The 16,401-nt window shown below is 69.8% G+C and carries 16 protein-coding genes; 2 read left to right on the top strand and 14 right to left on the bottom strand.

What is annotated here, in order from left to right; all coding sequences use genetic code 11:
• Positions 1 to 24: 24 nt before the first annotated feature.
• The 12 genes from CQ042_RS12830 to CQ042_RS12775 all read right to left on the bottom strand — a co-directional run bounded on the left by CQ042_RS12830 (position 25) and on the right by CQ042_RS12775 (position 11,561).
• On the bottom strand, positions 25 to 1,158 hold the full coding sequence (locus CQ042_RS12830) for a UDP-N-acetylmuramate dehydrogenase (protein ID WP_105670850.1): 1,134 nt from the start codon (positions 1,156 to 1,158) through the stop codon (positions 25 to 27).
• A gap of 10 nt (positions 1,159 to 1,168) precedes the next feature.
• On the bottom strand, positions 1,169 to 1,570 hold the full coding sequence (locus CQ042_RS12825) for a MaoC/PaaZ C-terminal domain-containing protein (RefSeq protein WP_105670849.1): 402 nt from the start codon (positions 1,568 to 1,570) through the stop codon (positions 1,169 to 1,171).
• Complete coding sequence (locus CQ042_RS12820; RefSeq protein WP_105670848.1) at positions 1,570 to 2,040, bottom strand: MaoC family dehydratase N-terminal domain-containing protein; 471 nt, start codon at positions 2,038 to 2,040, stop codon at positions 1,570 to 1,572. The genes CQ042_RS12825 and CQ042_RS12820 overlap by 1 nt, the downstream gene beginning before the upstream one ends.
• 58 nt (positions 2,041 to 2,098) lie before the next feature.
• Entirely contained in the window at positions 2,099 to 3,301 is a 1,203-nt protein-coding gene (locus CQ042_RS12815) for a glycerate kinase (protein ID WP_105670847.1), read from the bottom strand.
• A gap of 118 nt (positions 3,302 to 3,419) precedes the next feature.
• Entirely contained in the window at positions 3,420 to 5,000 is a 1,581-nt protein-coding gene (locus CQ042_RS12810; protein WP_105670846.1) for an SLC13 family permease, read from the bottom strand.
• Complete coding sequence (locus CQ042_RS12805; protein ID WP_105670845.1) at positions 4,997 to 5,656, bottom strand: response regulator transcription factor; 660 nt, start codon at positions 5,654 to 5,656, stop codon at positions 4,997 to 4,999. Before CQ042_RS12805 ends, CQ042_RS12810 begins: the two co-directional genes overlap by 4 nt.
• A gap of 1 nt (position 5,657) precedes the next feature.
• Complete coding sequence (locus tag CQ042_RS12800) at positions 5,658 to 7,220, bottom strand: ATP-binding protein (RefSeq protein WP_219844856.1); 1,563 nt, start codon at positions 7,218 to 7,220, stop codon at positions 5,658 to 5,660.
• A complete protein-coding gene (locus CQ042_RS12795) occupies positions 7,213 to 7,518 on the bottom strand; it encodes a hypothetical protein (RefSeq protein ID WP_105670917.1) in 306 nt (101 codons plus the stop codon). The genes CQ042_RS12800 and CQ042_RS12795 overlap by 8 nt, the downstream gene beginning before the upstream one ends.
• 70 nt (positions 7,519 to 7,588) lie before the next feature.
• Entirely contained in the window at positions 7,589 to 8,386 is a 798-nt protein-coding gene (locus CQ042_RS12790; protein ID WP_105670844.1) for a sulfite exporter TauE/SafE family protein, read from the bottom strand.
• Between the two features lie 37 nt (positions 8,387 to 8,423).
• Positions 8,424 to 9,971, bottom strand: a complete 1,548-nt coding sequence (locus tag CQ042_RS12785) for a tripartite tricarboxylate transporter permease (protein ID WP_105670843.1) — start codon at positions 9,969 to 9,971, stop codon at positions 8,424 to 8,426.
• On the bottom strand, positions 9,971 to 10,540 hold the full coding sequence (locus CQ042_RS12780) for a tripartite tricarboxylate transporter TctB family protein (protein ID WP_258132246.1): 570 nt from the start codon (positions 10,538 to 10,540) through the stop codon (positions 9,971 to 9,973). The genes CQ042_RS12785 and CQ042_RS12780 overlap by 1 nt, the downstream gene beginning before the upstream one ends.
• A 1-nt stretch (position 10,541) precedes the next feature.
• On the bottom strand, positions 10,542 to 11,561 hold the full coding sequence (locus tag CQ042_RS12775) for a tripartite tricarboxylate transporter substrate binding protein (protein WP_105670842.1): 1,020 nt from the start codon (positions 11,559 to 11,561) through the stop codon (positions 10,542 to 10,544).
• Between the two features lie 163 nt (positions 11,562 to 11,724).
• On the opposite strand from CQ042_RS12775, the gene CQ042_RS12770 reads away from it, so the two are divergent.
• Together CQ042_RS12770 and CQ042_RS12765 are read left to right on the top strand one after the other, a co-directional pair.
• Positions 11,725 to 12,945 (top strand): PAS domain-containing protein, encoded by a 1,221-nt coding sequence (locus CQ042_RS12770; RefSeq protein WP_105670841.1) that lies wholly within the window; start codon positions 11,725 to 11,727, stop codon positions 12,943 to 12,945.
• 92 nt (positions 12,946 to 13,037) lie between these two features.
• A complete protein-coding gene (locus CQ042_RS12765; protein WP_105670840.1) occupies positions 13,038 to 14,612 on the top strand; it encodes an AMP-binding protein in 1,575 nt (524 codons plus the stop codon).
• A gap of 80 nt (positions 14,613 to 14,692) precedes the next feature.
• Here CQ042_RS12765 and rplQ read toward each other — a convergent pair whose 3' ends face one another.
• Complete coding sequence (rplQ, locus tag CQ042_RS12760) at positions 14,693 to 15,262, bottom strand: 50S ribosomal protein L17 (protein WP_105670839.1); 570 nt, start codon at positions 15,260 to 15,262, stop codon at positions 14,693 to 14,695.
• Positions 15,263 to 15,295: 33 nt separating this feature from the next.
• Positions 15,296 to 16,285 (bottom strand): DNA-directed RNA polymerase subunit alpha, encoded by a 990-nt coding sequence (locus CQ042_RS12755; RefSeq protein WP_105670838.1) that lies wholly within the window; start codon positions 16,283 to 16,285, stop codon positions 15,296 to 15,298.
• Positions 16,286 to 16,401: the final 116 nt, after the last annotated feature.

Genomic DNA, 16,401 nt, shown 5'->3' with positions numbered 1-16,401 from the left:
ACCGACGCGCCCCGCCGGCCGCCCCTACAGATCGACGCCGACGAGCACCGGCTCCGGCTGCAGCACGAGACCGAACTCGGCGTGCACCCTGCTCTGGATGAACCGTGCGAGCTCGGCGACCTCGCCGGCGGTCGCGCCGCCGCGGTTGGTCAACGCGAGCGCGTGCTTCGTCGACACCGAGGCGCGCGACCGCGGGAGCTTGAACCCCTTGCGGATGCCGGCCTGCTCGATCAGCCACGCCGCGCTCACCTTGACGTCGGAGACGGCAGAGGGCTTCGAGGGCGGCACCTGACCGTCGTAGGACGCGAGCGGGATCACGGTCACCGCATCGAGGTCGGGGGCGACCGGCCAGCGCGGACATTCCGCAGGCAGCGCCCTGGCCACCGCCGCCGTCACGATCGCGTTCTGGAAGAAGGAGCCGACACCGTGGGTGTCCGGGTCGTCCGCATCGAGCAGCATGCCCTTCGAGGCGCGGGTCGCGAGGATGCGCTCACGCACCCAGCTCAGCGGCACAGGCGCCTCATCGGTCAGCCCCAGCGCGCGACGCAGCTGCTCGCCGCGCACCACGCGCTCGCCCGCCACGAGCAGATCGACCGTCACGGAGAGGATCACCGCGCGACGCAGCGGCACGCTCCCGTGGTGGTGCTTGAGCACCGAGGTGCGGAAGCCGAGTCCGAGCTCGGCGGCGGGAACGGTCGAGATCTCGCCGGTCGACTCGTCGATCAGTTCGACCTCGACCAGCGTCTCCTGGATCTCCTGCCCGTACGCGCCGATGTTCTGCACGGGGGCCGCGCCGACCGTGCCCGGGATGCCGCTCATGGCCTCGAGGCCCGCATAGCCGTGGGCGACGGCGTAGGCGACCAGGTCGTCCCAGCCGTGTCCGGCCTGCGCACGCAGACGGATGCGACCGGCATGCGGGGAAGGGAGCTCCTCGATGCCCTCGGTGCGCACGCGGATGACCGTGCCTTCGAAGGGCTCGTCGCCGACGAAGAGGTTGGAGCCGCCGCCGAGCACGAACCACTCGTCGCCGCGCTCCCACGTCTCCCGCAGAGCCTCGACGAGCCCCGCGGTCGTCGTCGCCTCGAACATCCGCTCCGGTGCCGCGCCCGTGCGGAGCGTGGTCAGTTCTGCAAGTCGGATCGACTCGATCTCCCGCATCAGAGCGTCCTCATCGGACGGCGATGCGCAGCTGCGCCTTGACGAGCACGGTGGTCTCGCCGAACGTCACCTTGAGATCGATGCGCGCGACCTCGTCGTCGACCGCGCCGACCGTGGCGACGACCGTGATGTCGGCGCCGTCGACGGGGTCGACCACGACCGGCTTCGTGAAGCGCACGCCATAGTCGAGGATGCGGGTCGCGGGATCGAGCGCCGCGACGACGACCGACGAGGCGATGCCCATCGTGAGCATGCCGTGCGCGAGCACCCCGGGGAGGCCGACGGACGCGGCGACGTCATCGCGGTAGTGGATGGGGTTGAAGTCTCCGGACGCTCCCGCGTAGCGCACGAGCGACTCCCGGGTGAGGTGCACGGTGCGCTCGGCGATCACGTCTCCGACGGTGTAGCCCATCAGACGGCCTCTCCTTCATCCGCGGTCTCCTCGGCGCCGACGAGCAGCACGCTGGTCGCGGTCACGACGTGGGCTCCCGCAGGGTCGGTGATCTCGGCCTCGCTGGTGATCATCGCGTTGCCGCCCATCATCCGGATGCCGGTGACACGCAGCTGCGCGGTGAGCTCGTCGCCCGCGACGATCGGGCGCGTGTAGGCGAAACGCTGCTCGGCATGGATGGTGCGGGCGAGCACGATGCCGGAGTCCTCCTGCCCCAGCAGCTGCTGGAGCGTGAGGTCCTGGATGACCATCGCGAAGGTCGGCGGCGCCACGACGTCGGAGAAGCCCGCCGCGCGAGCCGCCTTCAGGTCGGTGTGCTGCGGGGCGTCGGCGAAGACGGCGCGAGCGAACTCGCGCACCTTCTCGCGGCCGACGAGGTACGGGGCCGTCGGCGGGAACTCCCGGCCGACCAGTTCTTGGTTCACTGCCACCCCTCGATCCTACCGAGGGGTGGCAGGGAAGCCGTCCGCGCGCCGGGTCTCGGAGGGTTCAGGCCGCCCGCGCGGACATCGCCGATCCGAGCAGGACCATCCTCATGCTGCGCTCCGCGGCATCGCGCAGCAGCGCATCGCCGTGTTCCACTGCCTGTTCGAGCGGCATCGGCACGGTGATGATCGAGGCGATCGCGTCGATCCCGATGTCGTGCACGGTCGGGGCTCCCACGCCGAGCGATCCGGCGATGCCGAGCACGGGGACGCCGGCGACCCGGGCGCGCATCGCGATCTCGGCCGGCACCTTGCCGCGCGGGGTCTGGAAGTCGATCGCGCCTTCCGCGGTGATGACGAGGTCGGCCACCGCCATCAGCTCATCGAGCGGTTCGGGCAGCAGGTCGCTGTCGAGCAGCACCTCGAACCGCGGGGCGAGTCGAGCGCCGAGCACCGCGGCGAGTCCCGCCCCGAGCCCACCCGAGGCTCCGGTGCCACCGCCGGTGCGCACATCCATCGCCGCCCCGAACGGGCTCTGCTCCTCGAGGAGGCCCGCCCACACGTCGAGGGCGGTCGCGAGCTCCTCCACCTGCTCGGGCGTCGCCCCCTTCTGCGGGCCGAACACCCTGGCCACCCCGCGAGGTCCGCACAGCACGTTGTGGATGTTGCAGGCGAGCACGATCTCCACCTCGCCGATACGGGGATGAAGACCCGCGAGATCGAGCTGCGCCGCTTCGCGCAAGTGCCGCCCTCCGCGGGCGATCGGCGCGCCGTCGCGATCCAGGATGCGTGCGCCGAGCGCTTCGAGCGCCCCGGCCCCGCCGTCGCTCGTGCCGGAGTCGCCGCAGCCGACCACGATCCGCTCCGCACCGGCGTCCAGAGCCGCGGCGATCAGCTCGCCCACCCCGCGCGTGGTGGTCTCGCCGGGGTCGCGGCGATCGCGCGGCACGAGTCGCAGACCCGCGGCCGATGCCATCTCGACCACGGCAGTGCCGGCGGCATGACCGCCGAGCCGGGCCCAGTGCGCCTCGACGGCGTCACCGACCGGACCGGTGACCCGCACGGGGATGAGGTCGCCACCGGTCGCTGCGGCGAGCGCGGCTGCCGTCCCCTCTCCGCCGTCCGGCACCGGGTACTCGTCGACCTGCACGCCGGGGATGACCCGGCGCACGCCGGCGGCGATCGCCTGGGCCACGGCCTCGGCGCTCAGGCTCTCCTTGAAGCCACTCGGTGCGACCAGGATGCGCTGCGGGGTGTGGATCGACATGATTCCTCCTTCTGCGCCCGAACGGGCGACGAACGCCCGTCTTGCGGGCACGACGAGCACCGGTGCACCGGCGGTGCACGCGGAACGGTTGAGAACGGGGCGGGGCGGCACCCGCCGATCAGAGCAGCAGCGGCAGTCCCATCAGGGGCCAGATCCACAGGGCGAACACGGCCACGAGCACGAACATCGCGGGGGCCAGCAGCACCGAGAGCCGACGCAGATCCTGCGGCGTGAAGCCGCCGCGGACGATGTCGGGGTCGGCGAACATGGCGACGGGCTTCGCGGAGCTCGGCAGCGTGTGGCAGAAGCCGGCTGCCGCGGTCGAGGCGAAGGCCGCAGCCATCGGGGAGACGCCGAGGGCGGGAGCGAGCGCGATCACGACGGGGATGATCGCGGCCGAGCGCGCCGAACGCGAGGGGATCAGCAGGTGCGCCGCGGTCGAGATCGCGATGACGACGAGCACGAAGGCCACGGCCCCCGCGGCGCCGAGACCACGCAGCGGCGCGAGCGCGGACGAGCTCAGCCATGCGGCCGCCCCCGTGGTGGTGAGAGCGGAGGCCAGCGCGAGTGTCGCGGCGAGGAACAGCAGCAGCGACCACGGCACGCGCTTGATCGCGGCGGGGAACGTCAGGCAGCCGATGCCGGGCGTGACGGCGGCGACGGCGCCGAGGAGTGCGACCAGGGCCGGCGAGAGATGGTGCAGCGGTTCGGTGCTCCAGAGCAGGATCACACCACTCAGCAGCAGGGCTGCCCGTCGCTCCATCGTGCTGAGCGGTCCGGTCACGGCGGTCGACGCGGACCTGCCGATCTCGGCGGCATCCATCCGCAACGCGATCGCGCGATCCGTCCTGCCGGTGAAGCGCCAGAGGATGATCTCGCAGGCCAGGTGCGATGACACCACCGCGAGGGGCAGCCCGAGCCAGAGCCAGCTCAGGAAGGTGAAGCCCTCCTCGCCCGAGGCGCGCAGCAGCTGGTCCGTGACGATGTGCGCTCCCGCGCCGAGCAGGGATCCGACGGCCGAGAGCAGCACCACGGTCGGCATCAGCAGTGCGAGGGCGCGGATCACCCGCTCGCGTCCGGGCAGGACGGCGGAGACCGCGGTGTACACGGGGACGGCGAGCGCTGCCCGCCCGGATGTCGCCGGCACGGCGAAGGCGGTAAGGGTGAGCGCCACCGTCGTGAGGTGGAACAGGCTCCGCGGTCCCCGCGCGAAGCGGAGCAAGTGCGAGGCGCCGCGCAGCGCGAGGCCCGAGGACGAGACGGCGGAGGCGATCACGAATGCTCCGATGAGCAGCCAGATCGTCTCGTCGCCGAGCGAGGCGAAGAAGTCGCTCGCGGGGAGCACGCCGGTGACGATCAGCGCGATGGCCGCGAGGAAGGCGACGAGCGTGTCGTCGAGGCGCGTCGAGGTCCAGGCCCACACCGCGAGCAGGAAGACGGTGAGGGTCACCGCGATCGGCAGGGTGATCGCGTCGGGACCTGCGGCCGGCGCCAGCGCCGACGACGCCATCGCGAGACCGGCCGACAGCACGAGGCCGAGGACGACGAGGCGGAGGACGTCCGCCCGCCGGAGCCGGCGCACGGTGAAGGGCCGGGCGGTGGGCGGAGTCGGGCGCTGCGGCGGCATCGTCGCGAAGCGCGCACGCTCTCCCCCCACGGGCTCCGCCCCGCGGCTCCTGGTCTCGGTGTGATCGCTCATCGGAATCGGTATCCCGCCCCGCGCACGGTCTCGATGCGGTCGACGCCGATCTTGCCGCGCAGTGCCCGCACGTACACGTCGACCACGTTGGAGGCCGGATCGAAATCCATCCCCCAGACGTGCCCGATCAGCTGGTCGCGCGACAGCACCTGGCCGGCGTTCTGGAGGAACACCTCGAGGAGCGCGAACTCGCGTGAGGTGAGCTCACGCATATCGCCGTCGACCGTGACGGTGCGTGCCCGCACGTCCACGCGCACGTCGCCGTGCGTGAGCACCGGCCCGGCCGCACGGCCCTCGCCGTCGCCGATGCGCAACCGCACGCGGGCGATGAGCTCGGCGAACTGGAAGGGCTTGGTGACGTAGTCGTTCGCGCCGCTCTCCAGACCCCGCACGGTGTCGATCACCGAGTCGCGGGCCGTGAGGATGATGACGGGAGTCGTGACGCCCTCGCCGCGGAGGTTCGCCAACACGTCGAAGCCGTCCATGCCGCCGAGCCCGATGTCGAGCAGGACCAGATCGAACATGCCGCTGCGAGCCATCAGCAGGGCGGTGTGTCCGTCGGCTGCTTCGGCGGTCTCGTAGCCGGCCGCCCGCAGGCCGCGGCGGACGAAGGAGGTGATGTGCGGATCGTCTTCGGCGATCAGGATGCTGCGCATCTCACTCGATCCTCTCTGCCACGGCGTCGTGCCGTGTGCGGGTGGGGGCCGGGAGGTCGACGCCGAAGGTGGCGCCGTCCCCGAGCACGCTGTCGACCCAGGCCGAGCCGCCGTGTCCGTCGGTGATCGCCCGCACGATCGCGAGCCCGAGTCCCGACCCCCGGCGCGCGCCGGAGCTGTCGCCGCGGGCGAAGCGCTCGAAGATGCGCTCGGCGTCGACGGCCGCGACCCCCGGGCCGGAGTCGCGCACCCACAGCCGCAGCCGGCGCTCGGCACCGTCGCCGTCGAAGCGCGAGCCGATGAGGATGCGGTCGCCCGGCTCTGTGACCTGCACCGCGTTCGCCGCGAGCTGGAGCACGGCTTGGGTGACCCGCTGCGGGTCGAGCGCCGCAGTCCCCTCCGCCACCTCCATGAGCTGCCACCGACGATCGCCGAGGTTCTGCGCCTTGGCCTCGATGTCGAGCGTGAGAGCGGCGATGTCGCAGTCCGCGACCCGCACGAAGTCGGGCTGCTCCGCCCTGGCGAGCACGAGCAGGTCGGTGACGATGCGGCTCATCCGGTCGAGCTCGTCGCTCACGAGGCGCAGGGTGGCCGCACGCTCCTCGGGGTCTTCGCTGAGCAGTTCCAGCTGCCCGCGCACGATCGTGATCGGGGTGCGCAGCTCGTGGCCCGCATCATCCACGAACCGCTGCTGCGTCGCATGCACGGCCTCGAGCCGGTCGAGCATCTGGTTGAAGGTGGTGGCCACGGCCGCGATGTCGTCGGTGCCCTCGACCGGGACTCGCGCCGAGAGGTCGTGCTCTCCGATGTCGCGGGCGACCCGGTACACCTCTCGCACGGGAGCCAGGATCTGTCCGGCGACGAGCCACGCGACACCGGAGCTGAGCAGGATGCCGATCAGAGCGACCCACGCGATCGTGGCGAACCCGGCGTCGACCTGCGACCTGGCCTCCTGCGTGTACTGCACGATCAGCACGGCACCGTCGCCGTCGCCGGTGGTGAAGTCCAGCCGACCCCACCGCAGCGGTCCCGCCTCGGGAGCGTCCATCGCCCCCGAGGTCGCGGTCTCGCCGAGCAGGCGGGTGACGAGCGACTCGCCTCCCGGCACCGCCGACACCGTCGACGGATCCGTCGCCTCCACCCGGCCGTTCGCGACCGCGATCACCGCCCCGTCGACCACGGCGACGACCACCTCGTCCTCGTGCACGGACTGGCGGGCGACGTACTCGGTCACCAGATCCTCCGCCGTGGTGTGGCCGCCGACCGCGGCATCCTCGGCGAACCGGGAGAACTCCGCGGCCTCCTGCTCGATCTCGGCGTTGGCCGACTGCTCGACCCCCGCGAGGAAGATGCTGCGGCCGATCATGCCGACCGCGAGGAGCGTGATCGCCGTGCTGAGGATGATCCACAGCGTGATCCTCCAGCGGGCGGGGAGGGTACGACGTCGCAGCGTGCGCAGCGGTGCGCCGGCGGGAGCCTGCGCCTGCGGTGCGGGCATCGTCTCCTGGCGCACCGACGCATCGTGCCCTCCGATGTCGAGGGGCAGGGTGGGAGCATCAGTCATCGTCGCCGCCGCCGTCATCGTCGTTGTCATCGTCGTTCGGTGCGGGTGCCGGTGCCGGTGCCGGTGCCGGTGCCGGAGCAGGCGCCGGAGCCGGGGCCGGGGCGGTGGTGTCGGGCGCGGCCGGGGGCTCGGGTGCCGGCTCCTCGGTCGGCACCGGCGGTGCCAACTGCACCGACATCGGCTCGGTCGGGATCTGCGGAGACGGGGGCATCTGCGCCAGCACGACGCTTCCGACCGCGAAGGCGACCGGGATCGCGATCAGCGCGCCGGTGATCAGGAGGCGTCGTGGGGAGGTCATGACCCCATGATGCCCGTCGATCATGATGCGCAGATGAGCCGTGGATGAAGATCCTTTCATCCGGGTGTCATCAGGCGCGCTTGCGTCCTCTGATCGCCTTGATCGCCATCTGCACCGCGATCACGACGAGGTATGCCGCGAAGAGCATGTTGCCCAGCGTCGGGTTCACGATCGTCGCCAGCCACGCGCCGAGCGCGGTCGTCGTGCAGGCGGAGACGCCGATGAGAGCCGCGGCCAGGAGATCCACGTTGCGGTTGCGGAGATTGCCGATCGTGCCGGAGATCGCGGTCGGGATCATCATGAGCAGCGAGGTGCCCTTGGCCACCAGGTCACTCGTGCCGAAGGCCAGCATCAGCACCGGGACGACGATCACTCCCCCTCCGACGCCGATCAGTCCGGCGAGGATGCCGGTGGCGACGCCCACGCCGACCAGGGCGATGCCGGTGAGCCAGGAGAGTTCGAACGCCGCATCTCGGGAGGGGATGACGAGGAAGAGGCTGACGATCACCACGACGAGGAATCCGACGAAGCCCCAGCGCAGGGCCGTCTGCGAGATGCGCGGGAGCAGACGGGTGCCGATCTGCGCGCCCACCACCGCGCCGGCCGCGAGGATGATCGCGGGGATCCACGCCACCGACCCGGTCGTGGCGTACGAGATGACGCCGACGCTGGCCGTGGGCACGATCGCCGCGAGCGAGGTCCCGGCGGCGAGGCGCTGGTCGAAGTGGAGCAGGAGAACCAGCAGCGGGACGATGACCGTGCCGCCGCCGACCCCGAAGAGCCCGGAGAGGAGACCGGCGAGAAGGCCGATCCCGATGAACGTCGTGTAGGCGCGCGGCCCTCGTGCCTTCGCCTGTACGTCACTCACCGGATCAGCCTACTCGCGGCCTCCTCCCGTCTCGAATTCAGACCTCGGAGTCCGCCTTGATCGGCACGGCGATCGACTCCGTGAGCGCCTGCTCGTACCGGCGCTGCCGACGGCGCAGCCACAGTCCGCCGACGATCAGCAGCGCGAGTACCCCGTACGCGATGGCCGCGAACGGCTGCATCACCAGCGTGCTCAGATCTCCCTGGCTCAGCTGCAGCGCCTTGCGCAGCTGCTCCTCGGCCATCGGCCCCAGGATCATCCCGACCACCAGTGGCGCCACCGGGTAGCCGTACCGCCGCATGAAGTACCCGAGGATGCCGACGATCAGGAGGATCACGATGTCCGACGGCGAGCTGTGCAGCGCATACGCCCCGAAGACCGCGAACAGGAGGATGCCGGCGTACAGGTACGGCCGCGGGATCTGCAGCAGCTTCACCCACATCCCCACGAGCGGCAGATTGAGCACGATCAGGATGACGTTGCCGATGTAGAGGCTCGCGATCAGCGCCCACACCAGATTCGACTGGCTCTCGAACAGCAGTGGCCCCGGCTGGATGCCGTACGACTGGAACGCCGTGAGGATGATCGCCGCGGTCGCAGTGGTCGGCAGGCCGAGCGTCAGCAGCGGCACGAGCACGCCGGCGGCCGCCGCGTTGTTCGCCGACTCCGGACCGGCGACGCCCTCGATCGCGCCACGACCGAACTCGTCGCGGTGCTTCGACAGCTTGCGCTCGGTCGCATACGACAGGAACGTCGCGACATCCGCGCCGCCGGCGGGGATCGTGCCGATCGGGAATCCGATCGCGGTTCCCCGCAACCACGGCTTCCACGACCTCCGCCAGTCGGCCTTCGTCATCCAGGAGCGCCATCCGCGCGTGACCGGGATGACATCGACGCCGCCATGCCGCATCCGGGCGGCGATGTAGAACGTCTCCCCGACGGCGAACAGGCCGACCGCGACCAGGACGATGTCGACGCCGTCGGACAGCGCAGGAAGCCCCAGCGTGTACCGCTGCTGCCCGGAGAGCCAGTCGGTGCCGACGAGCCCGAGGAACAGCCCGACGCCCAGCGAGAGCATTCCTCGTGAGATCGAGTTGCCGATCAGGGCGCCGACGGTGATGAAGGCGATGACGATGAGAGCGACGTAGTCCGCCGGCCCGAGGTTCACCGCGAACTGTGCGAGCAGCGGCGCCAGCAGCGTGAGCCCCAGCGTCGCCAAGGTGCCGGCGATGAACGATCCGATGGCCGCGGTGGCGAGCGCGGCTGCGCCACGCCCCATCCTCGCCATCTTGTTGCCCTCGATGGCCGTGACTATCGAGGCCGACTCGCCCGGTGTGTTGAGGAGGATGCTCGTCGTCGAACCGCCGTACATGCCGCCGTAGTAGATGCCGGCGAAGGTGATCAGCGCGGCGGCCGGATCGAGCGTGTAGGTGAGGGGAAGCAGCAGCGCCACAGTCATGGCGGGGCCGATGCCAGGGAGCACACCGACCGCGGTGCCGACGAAGACGCCGAGGAACGCGAACGCGAGGTACTGCGGCTGCAGCGCCGTGGCGAAGCCTTCCAGGAGCAGGGTCCAACTGTCCATCAGAACATCCTTCCGAGCCAGCCGAGAGCAGGGCCCCAGGGCAGCGACAGGCCGAGCAGCCCGCCGAAGACGACCTGGATCACGAGCGCGACGACGATCCCGATGAGGAACGCCATCCACCAGCGCTTGGCGGCGAGCGACCAGGCGACGCCGCCGAACAGCAGAGCGGCCGCGGGTGCCCACCCCAGGGGCTCGATCAGCAGCAGATGCGCGACGACGAGCCCCGCGAGCTTGGCGAGGGTGACCCAGTCGGTGGGGAGGCTCTCATCGATGTCCTCCGCCTCCTCCGCACCGCCGCGTTCGCCGCGCAGGACGCCGATCAGCACCGCGACGGCGGAGGCGAGCAGGATGACCGAGACGAAGATCGGGAAGACGGTCGGACCGGCCTTCATACCGACGGGGACATGGATCAGGAAGATGCCGACGACGGCGAAGACGCCGAGCGCGACCATGATGCCGGCGAACACGAGCTCGCCGATGGGGACGGAGGGAGCGCGGCGTGCGGGCCGACCGTCGTGGTCGACCCGCACCCTCTGCTCCTCGGTCCCCGATGAGGCGGGGACCGTCATGTCACTGCACCAGCCCGATGTTCTTCAGCGTCGCCGTGACTTCCTCGATGTTGCCGGTGAGGAAGTCGTCGAACTCCGCGCCGACCAGGAACGCGTCGGTCCAGCCCTTGGTCTCCAACTGCTCCGTCCAGGCCGCGGACTCGTGCAGCTCGGTGACCACGCGCACCAGCTCGTCCTTCTCGCCGTCGGAGATGCCGCCGGGGGCGATCACGCCGCGCCAGTTGGTGAGGACCACGTCGTAGCCCTCGTCGGTGATGGTCGGGACGTCGGGGAGCTGCGAGACCGGCTCCTCGCTCGAGACCGCCAGCGCCCGCAGCGCGCCGCTCTCGATGTGCTGGGCGAACTCGCCGACGCCCGAGATGCCCGCGGCCACCTTGCCGCCGATGAGCAGGGGAACGGCCTCTCCCCCGCCGGAGTTCGGAGTGTAGTTCAGCTTCTCCGCGATCTCCGCCCCGTCGAGGCCCGCTTCTTCGAGCATGAGGCCGGCGAGGATGTGGTCGGCGCCTCCGGCGGAGCCGCCCGTGATCGTGACGGACTGCCCGTTGTCGACGACATCCTCCACGAGGTCGTTCAGCGTCTCGTACTTCGAGTCGGCGGGCACCACCACCACGAGCGGTTCGTCGGTGAGACGGGCGATCGGGGTCGTGTCCTCGATCCGCACCGCCGAGGCGTTCGTCTCGACCGCTCCGACCATGACCAGCCCCATCACCATCAGCGTGTTCGGGTCCTTCTCGTTGGCGAGCTGGGCGAGCCCGACCGTACCGCCCGCACCGCCGACGTTCGTCACCGGCGCGGAGCTCACGATGTCGTCCTCTGTGAGCACCTGCGACAGTGCCCGTCCGGTCTGGTCCCATCCCCCGCCGGGATCCGCCGGGACGACGATCGAGACGTCGGTGATCGCGGCGACCTCCGCGTCCCCACCCCCGTCGTCGGTCGCCGCGCTGCCTCCGGCGCACGAGGTGAGTGTGAGTGCGGCCACCGCCGCCAACGCGGCGAGTGTTCCGATGCGTGCATTCTTCATGTGCGCTCCTCCTTGAGCGTTCGTGGTGCTGTGGCTCCACCCTGGAAGCTCGCGCACCCGCGCTCAAGCTTCGGAAACCATTGGTCGGAGTTTCGGAACTATTGGTCGCGAGCAGCTCTCGTCCCCGCTCGCACGGCACCCGCGAAGGGGCCAGAATGATCAGGTGGCCTCGAAGATGACGCTCCGCGTGCAGTTGCTCGTGCTGCAGGCGCTGATCGTGTTCCTGGTGACCCTGGCGACCGGCATCGTGGCCGGTGCATTCCAGGAGCAGGCCCTCCGCGAGGCGTACAAGGACCGGATGCAGGCCGTGGCCCAGTCGATCGCCGCGCTGCCGACCGTGCATGCGGCGTTCGATGACATGGAGCCGTCGACCGTGATCCAGCCCATCGCCGAGGTCATCCGCGAGGCGTCCGATCTCGCCTACGTCGTCGTGGCCAACGAAGACGGCATCCGCTATTCGCACCCGAATCCGGCGCGCATCGGCGAGAAGGTCTCCACCGACCCGTCGATCCCGCTCTCGGGTGGGATCTACGTCGGCACCCAGACCGGCACGCTCGGCACGTCCTGGCGCGTCAAGGTCCCTATCCGCGATGACGACGGCGACGTGATCGGCACCGCATCCGTCGGCATCCTCGAGTCCGACCTGAACGAGGAGTTCACCGCCAACCTCGTCTGGTTGATCTCGGCCATGCTCGCAGCGGCGGTGCTCGGCGTGTTCGGCTCCGCGTGGGTCACGTCGATCATCCGTCGTCGCATCTACCGACTCGAACCGCACCAGATCGCCGCGCTCGTGAAGAACCAGGAGACCACCCTGCACGGTCTCAGCGAAGGCGTGATCACCGTCGACGGTGCGGGCCGGATCACGCTCGTGAACGATGCCGCGGCGCGGTTCCTGGAGAAGGACGCTGCAGACCTCGACGGTGCGGCGGCGTCCGACGTGCTGGGAGACGAGCTGACGACCGTGCTCCGCGAGGGGGAATCGGCGGGGCGCCCGGTCATCGTCGGGTCGCATGTGCTCGTCGCGCGGAGCACGGGAAGTGCGGGGAATGCCGGCGACATCGGGGCGACGCTGCTGCTGCGTGATCACACCGAGCTCCACGACGTCGTCCGGCGGGTCGAGGCGGCGGATGCGATCATCGCGTTCCGCCAACGGCTCGGCCTCCCCAAGGGGCTCAGCGCGGAGACCCTCGATCGGGTGTCCACGGCACTCACAGCGCGTCCCGACGCCTCGGCTACCGAGATCGGCGGGGACCTGGACATCTCGCGGGTGAGTGCGCGTCGCTACCTCGAGCATCTCGCGGCGTCCGGGCGGGCGACGCGCGCACTCGACTACTCGACCAAGGGCCGCCCGAGCACCCGCTACCGCGCCAGCGACGCCGTCTGACCCGATCACACCCCTGGGACGCAGTGCCATTGTGTGCGACACTGGATCGCATTCGACGACGACGTCAGCCTGCCCGGATCGAAGGAGATCTCATGGTTCGCAGTACCTATCCCGATGTGGAGATCCCCGAGGTCTCCATCCACGAGTTCCTGTTCGGCGATCTCTCCGACGCCGAACTGGACACCATCGCCCTCATCGACGGGGTGAGCGGGGCGATCACCACGTATCGACAGCTGGTCGGACAGATCGATCTGTTCGCCGGCGCACTCGCCGCACGCGGGGTCGGCGTCGGCACGACGGTCGGCGTGCTGTGCCCGAACGTCCCGGCGTTCGCCACCGTGTTCCACGGCATCCTCCGCTCTGGGGCGACGGCCACCACCATCAACTCCCTCTACACCGCAGATGAGATCGCGAACCAGCTCACCGATGCCGGTGCGACCTGGCTCGTGACCGTCTCCCCGCTGCTCCCGGGTGCGCAGGCAGCTGCGGACCGGCTCGGCCTCGACGCCGACCACGTCATCGTCCTCGACGGCGTCGACGGCCACCCGTCGCTTCCCGCACTCCTCGGCGAAGGCCATCCGGCTCCGGACGTGTCCTTCGACCCCGCGACCCATCTCGCCGTCCTCCCCTACTCCTCGGGAACGACGGGGCGTCCGAAGGGCGTGATGCTCACCCACAGGAATCTGGTGGCCAACGTCTCCCAGTGCCGTCCCGTCCTCGGCGTCGATGCGAGTGACCGCGTGCTGGCCGTGCTGCCCTTCTTCCACATCTACGGCATGACCGTGCTGCTGAACTTCGCTCTGCGTCAGCGCGCCGGACTCGTCACGATGCCGAAGTTCGACCTCCCCGAGTTCCTGCGCATCATCGCGGAGCACCGCACCACCTGGGTGTTCGTCGCTCCCCCGATCGCCGTCGCCCTCGCGAAGCACCCGATCGTCGACCAGTACGACCTCTCGGCGATCAAGGTCATCTTCTCCGGTGCGGCCCCTCTCGACGGCGCACTCGCGTCAGCGGTCGCGAAGCGGCTCGACTGCATCGTCACGCAGGGATACGGCATGACCGAGACCAGCCCCGCCGTGAACCTCATCTCCGAGGCACGCACCGACATCGACCGCTCGACCATCGGCCCACTCGTGCCGAACACCGAGGCGCGACTCGTCGATCCCGACTCGGGTGCGGACGTGGCCGTGCCCGCGGAGGGCGCGAGTGAGCCCGGGGAGCTGTGGGTGCGCGGTCCCCAGGTGATGGTCGGATACCTCAACCGCCCGGATGCCACGGCCGAGATGCTCGACGCCGACGGCTGGCTGCACACCGGTGATGTCGCGACCGTCACCCACGACGGCATCTATCGCATCGTCGATCGACTCAAGGAGCTCATCAAGTACAAGGGCTATCAGGTCGCGCCCGCCGTACTGGAGGCGGTGCTCCTCGAGCATCCCGCCATCGCCGATGCGGCCGTGATCGGCGCCCTCGACGACGACGGGCAGGAGGTTCCGAAGGCCTTCGTCGTGCGTCAGCCCGGTGCCGAACTCGATGCGGACGCGGTGATGGCACATGTCGCCGCGCACGTCGCCCCGCACGAGAAGGTGCGACAGGTGGAGTTCATCGACGTGATCCCCAAGTCCAGCTCGGGGAAGATCCTCCGCAAGGATCTTCGGGCGCGCTGAGAATCGCGGCCGGCGCACGACGCAGACGAAGAAGCCCGCCACCCCGAAAGGGATGGCGGGCTTCTTCGTGAGCGAGGTCCTTACTCGGACTTCTTCTCGACAGCGTCCTCGGCGGCAGCCTCGGCTGCTTCGCCCTCGGCCTGCGACTCGGCGCCGGCGTCGGCGGCCTCCTCGACGGGAGCCTCCTCCGCAGGGGCCTCCTCGACGACCTCGGCCGGCTTCTCAGCCTTCTCAGCCTTCTCGGCCTTCGGCGCCGCAGCAGCCTTCTTGGTCGACTTCGCCTTCGGGGTGACGGGCTCGAGAACGAGCTCGATCACGGCCATCGGAGCGTTGTCGCCCTTGCGGTTGCCGACCTTCGTGATGCGGGTGTAGCCACCCTCGCGCTCGGCGACGAGCGGCGCGATCTCGGAGAACAGGATGTGCACGACTTCCTTGTCACCGATGACCGACAGCACGCGACGACGCGCGTGCAGGTCGCCACGCTTGGCGAAGGTGATCAGACGCTCGGCGAGCGGGCGAAGGCGCTTGGCCTTGGTCTCGGTCGTCTTGATCGACTTGTGGGTGTAGAGCGCCGCCGCGAGGTTGGCAAGCATGAGGCGCTCGTGTGCGGGGCCGCCTCCGAGGCGGGGACCCTTAGTGGGCTTGGGCATAATCGTCTAACTCCTGGTCAGAAAGGTCGGGTATCAGAAGGACTCGTCTTCGCTGCCGCCGTAGAAGTGGGCGCCGTCGAAACCGGGCACCGAATCCTTGAGCGACAGACCGAGCGAGATGAGCTTGTCGCGCACCTCGTCGACCGACTTCTGGCCGAAATTGCGGATGTTCATGAGCTGCGTCTCCGACAGGGCGACGAGCTCGGAAACGGTGTTGATGCCCTCACGCTTCAGGCAGTTGTACGAGCGGACCGACAGGTCGAGGTCTTCGATCGGCATCGACAGCTCGCTGGAGTTCACTGCCTCCACCGGCGCCGGGCCGATCTCGATGCCCTCGGCCTCGACGTTCAGCTCGCGGGCGAGACCGAACAGCTCGGTGAGCGTCTTGGCAGCCGAAGCGACGGCGTCGCGGGGGCTGATCGCCGACTTGGTCTCGACGTCGAGGACGAGCTTGTCGAAGTCGGTGCGCTCCCCGGCACGGGTCGCGTCGACGCGGTAGCTGACCTTCAGGACCGGCGAGTAGATCGAGTCGATCGGGATCTGACCGGCCTCGGCGTACTCATTGCGGTTCTGCGTCGCCGAGACGTAGCCACGGCCACGCTCGATCGTGAGCTCGAGCTCGAACTTCGCGGTGTCGTTCAGCGTCGCGATGACGAGCTCGGGGTTCTGCACCTCGACACCGGCCGGAGCCGAGATGTCGGCGGCGGTGACTTCGCCCGAACCGGTCTTGCGCAGGTACGCCGTGATGGGCTCATCGCGCTCGGACGAGACGACGAGCTGCTTGATGTTGAGGATGATCTCGGTGACATCCTCCTTCACGCCGGGGATGGTGCTGAACTCGTGCAGCACGCCGTCGATGCGAACGCTGGTGACAGCAGCACCGGGGATCGACGACAGCAGGCTGCGGCGCAGCGCGTTGCCGATCGTGTAACCGAAGCCGGGCTCCAGAGGCTCGATGATGAACCGGCTACGGTTCTCGACGATCTTTTCCTCGGTCAGTGTGGGACGCTGTGCAATAAGCACTCTGTGTTCCTTTCGATCACATGCCCGCTATATGACATGTGGTGGGGTGAGGTCTTGAGTTGTGGAAGTCGATGCCCGTACGCGGGCGTCGAGCCGCTCGGACCGCGAAGGGGCCG

The organism is Microbacterium sp. MYb62, assembly GCF_002979475.1.
Classification (GTDB): Bacteria; Actinomycetota; Actinomycetes; order Actinomycetales; family Microbacteriaceae; genus Microbacterium.
Note: the sequence above shows the minus strand (reverse complement) of the source record. Positions and strands in the feature narration are given on the sequence as shown.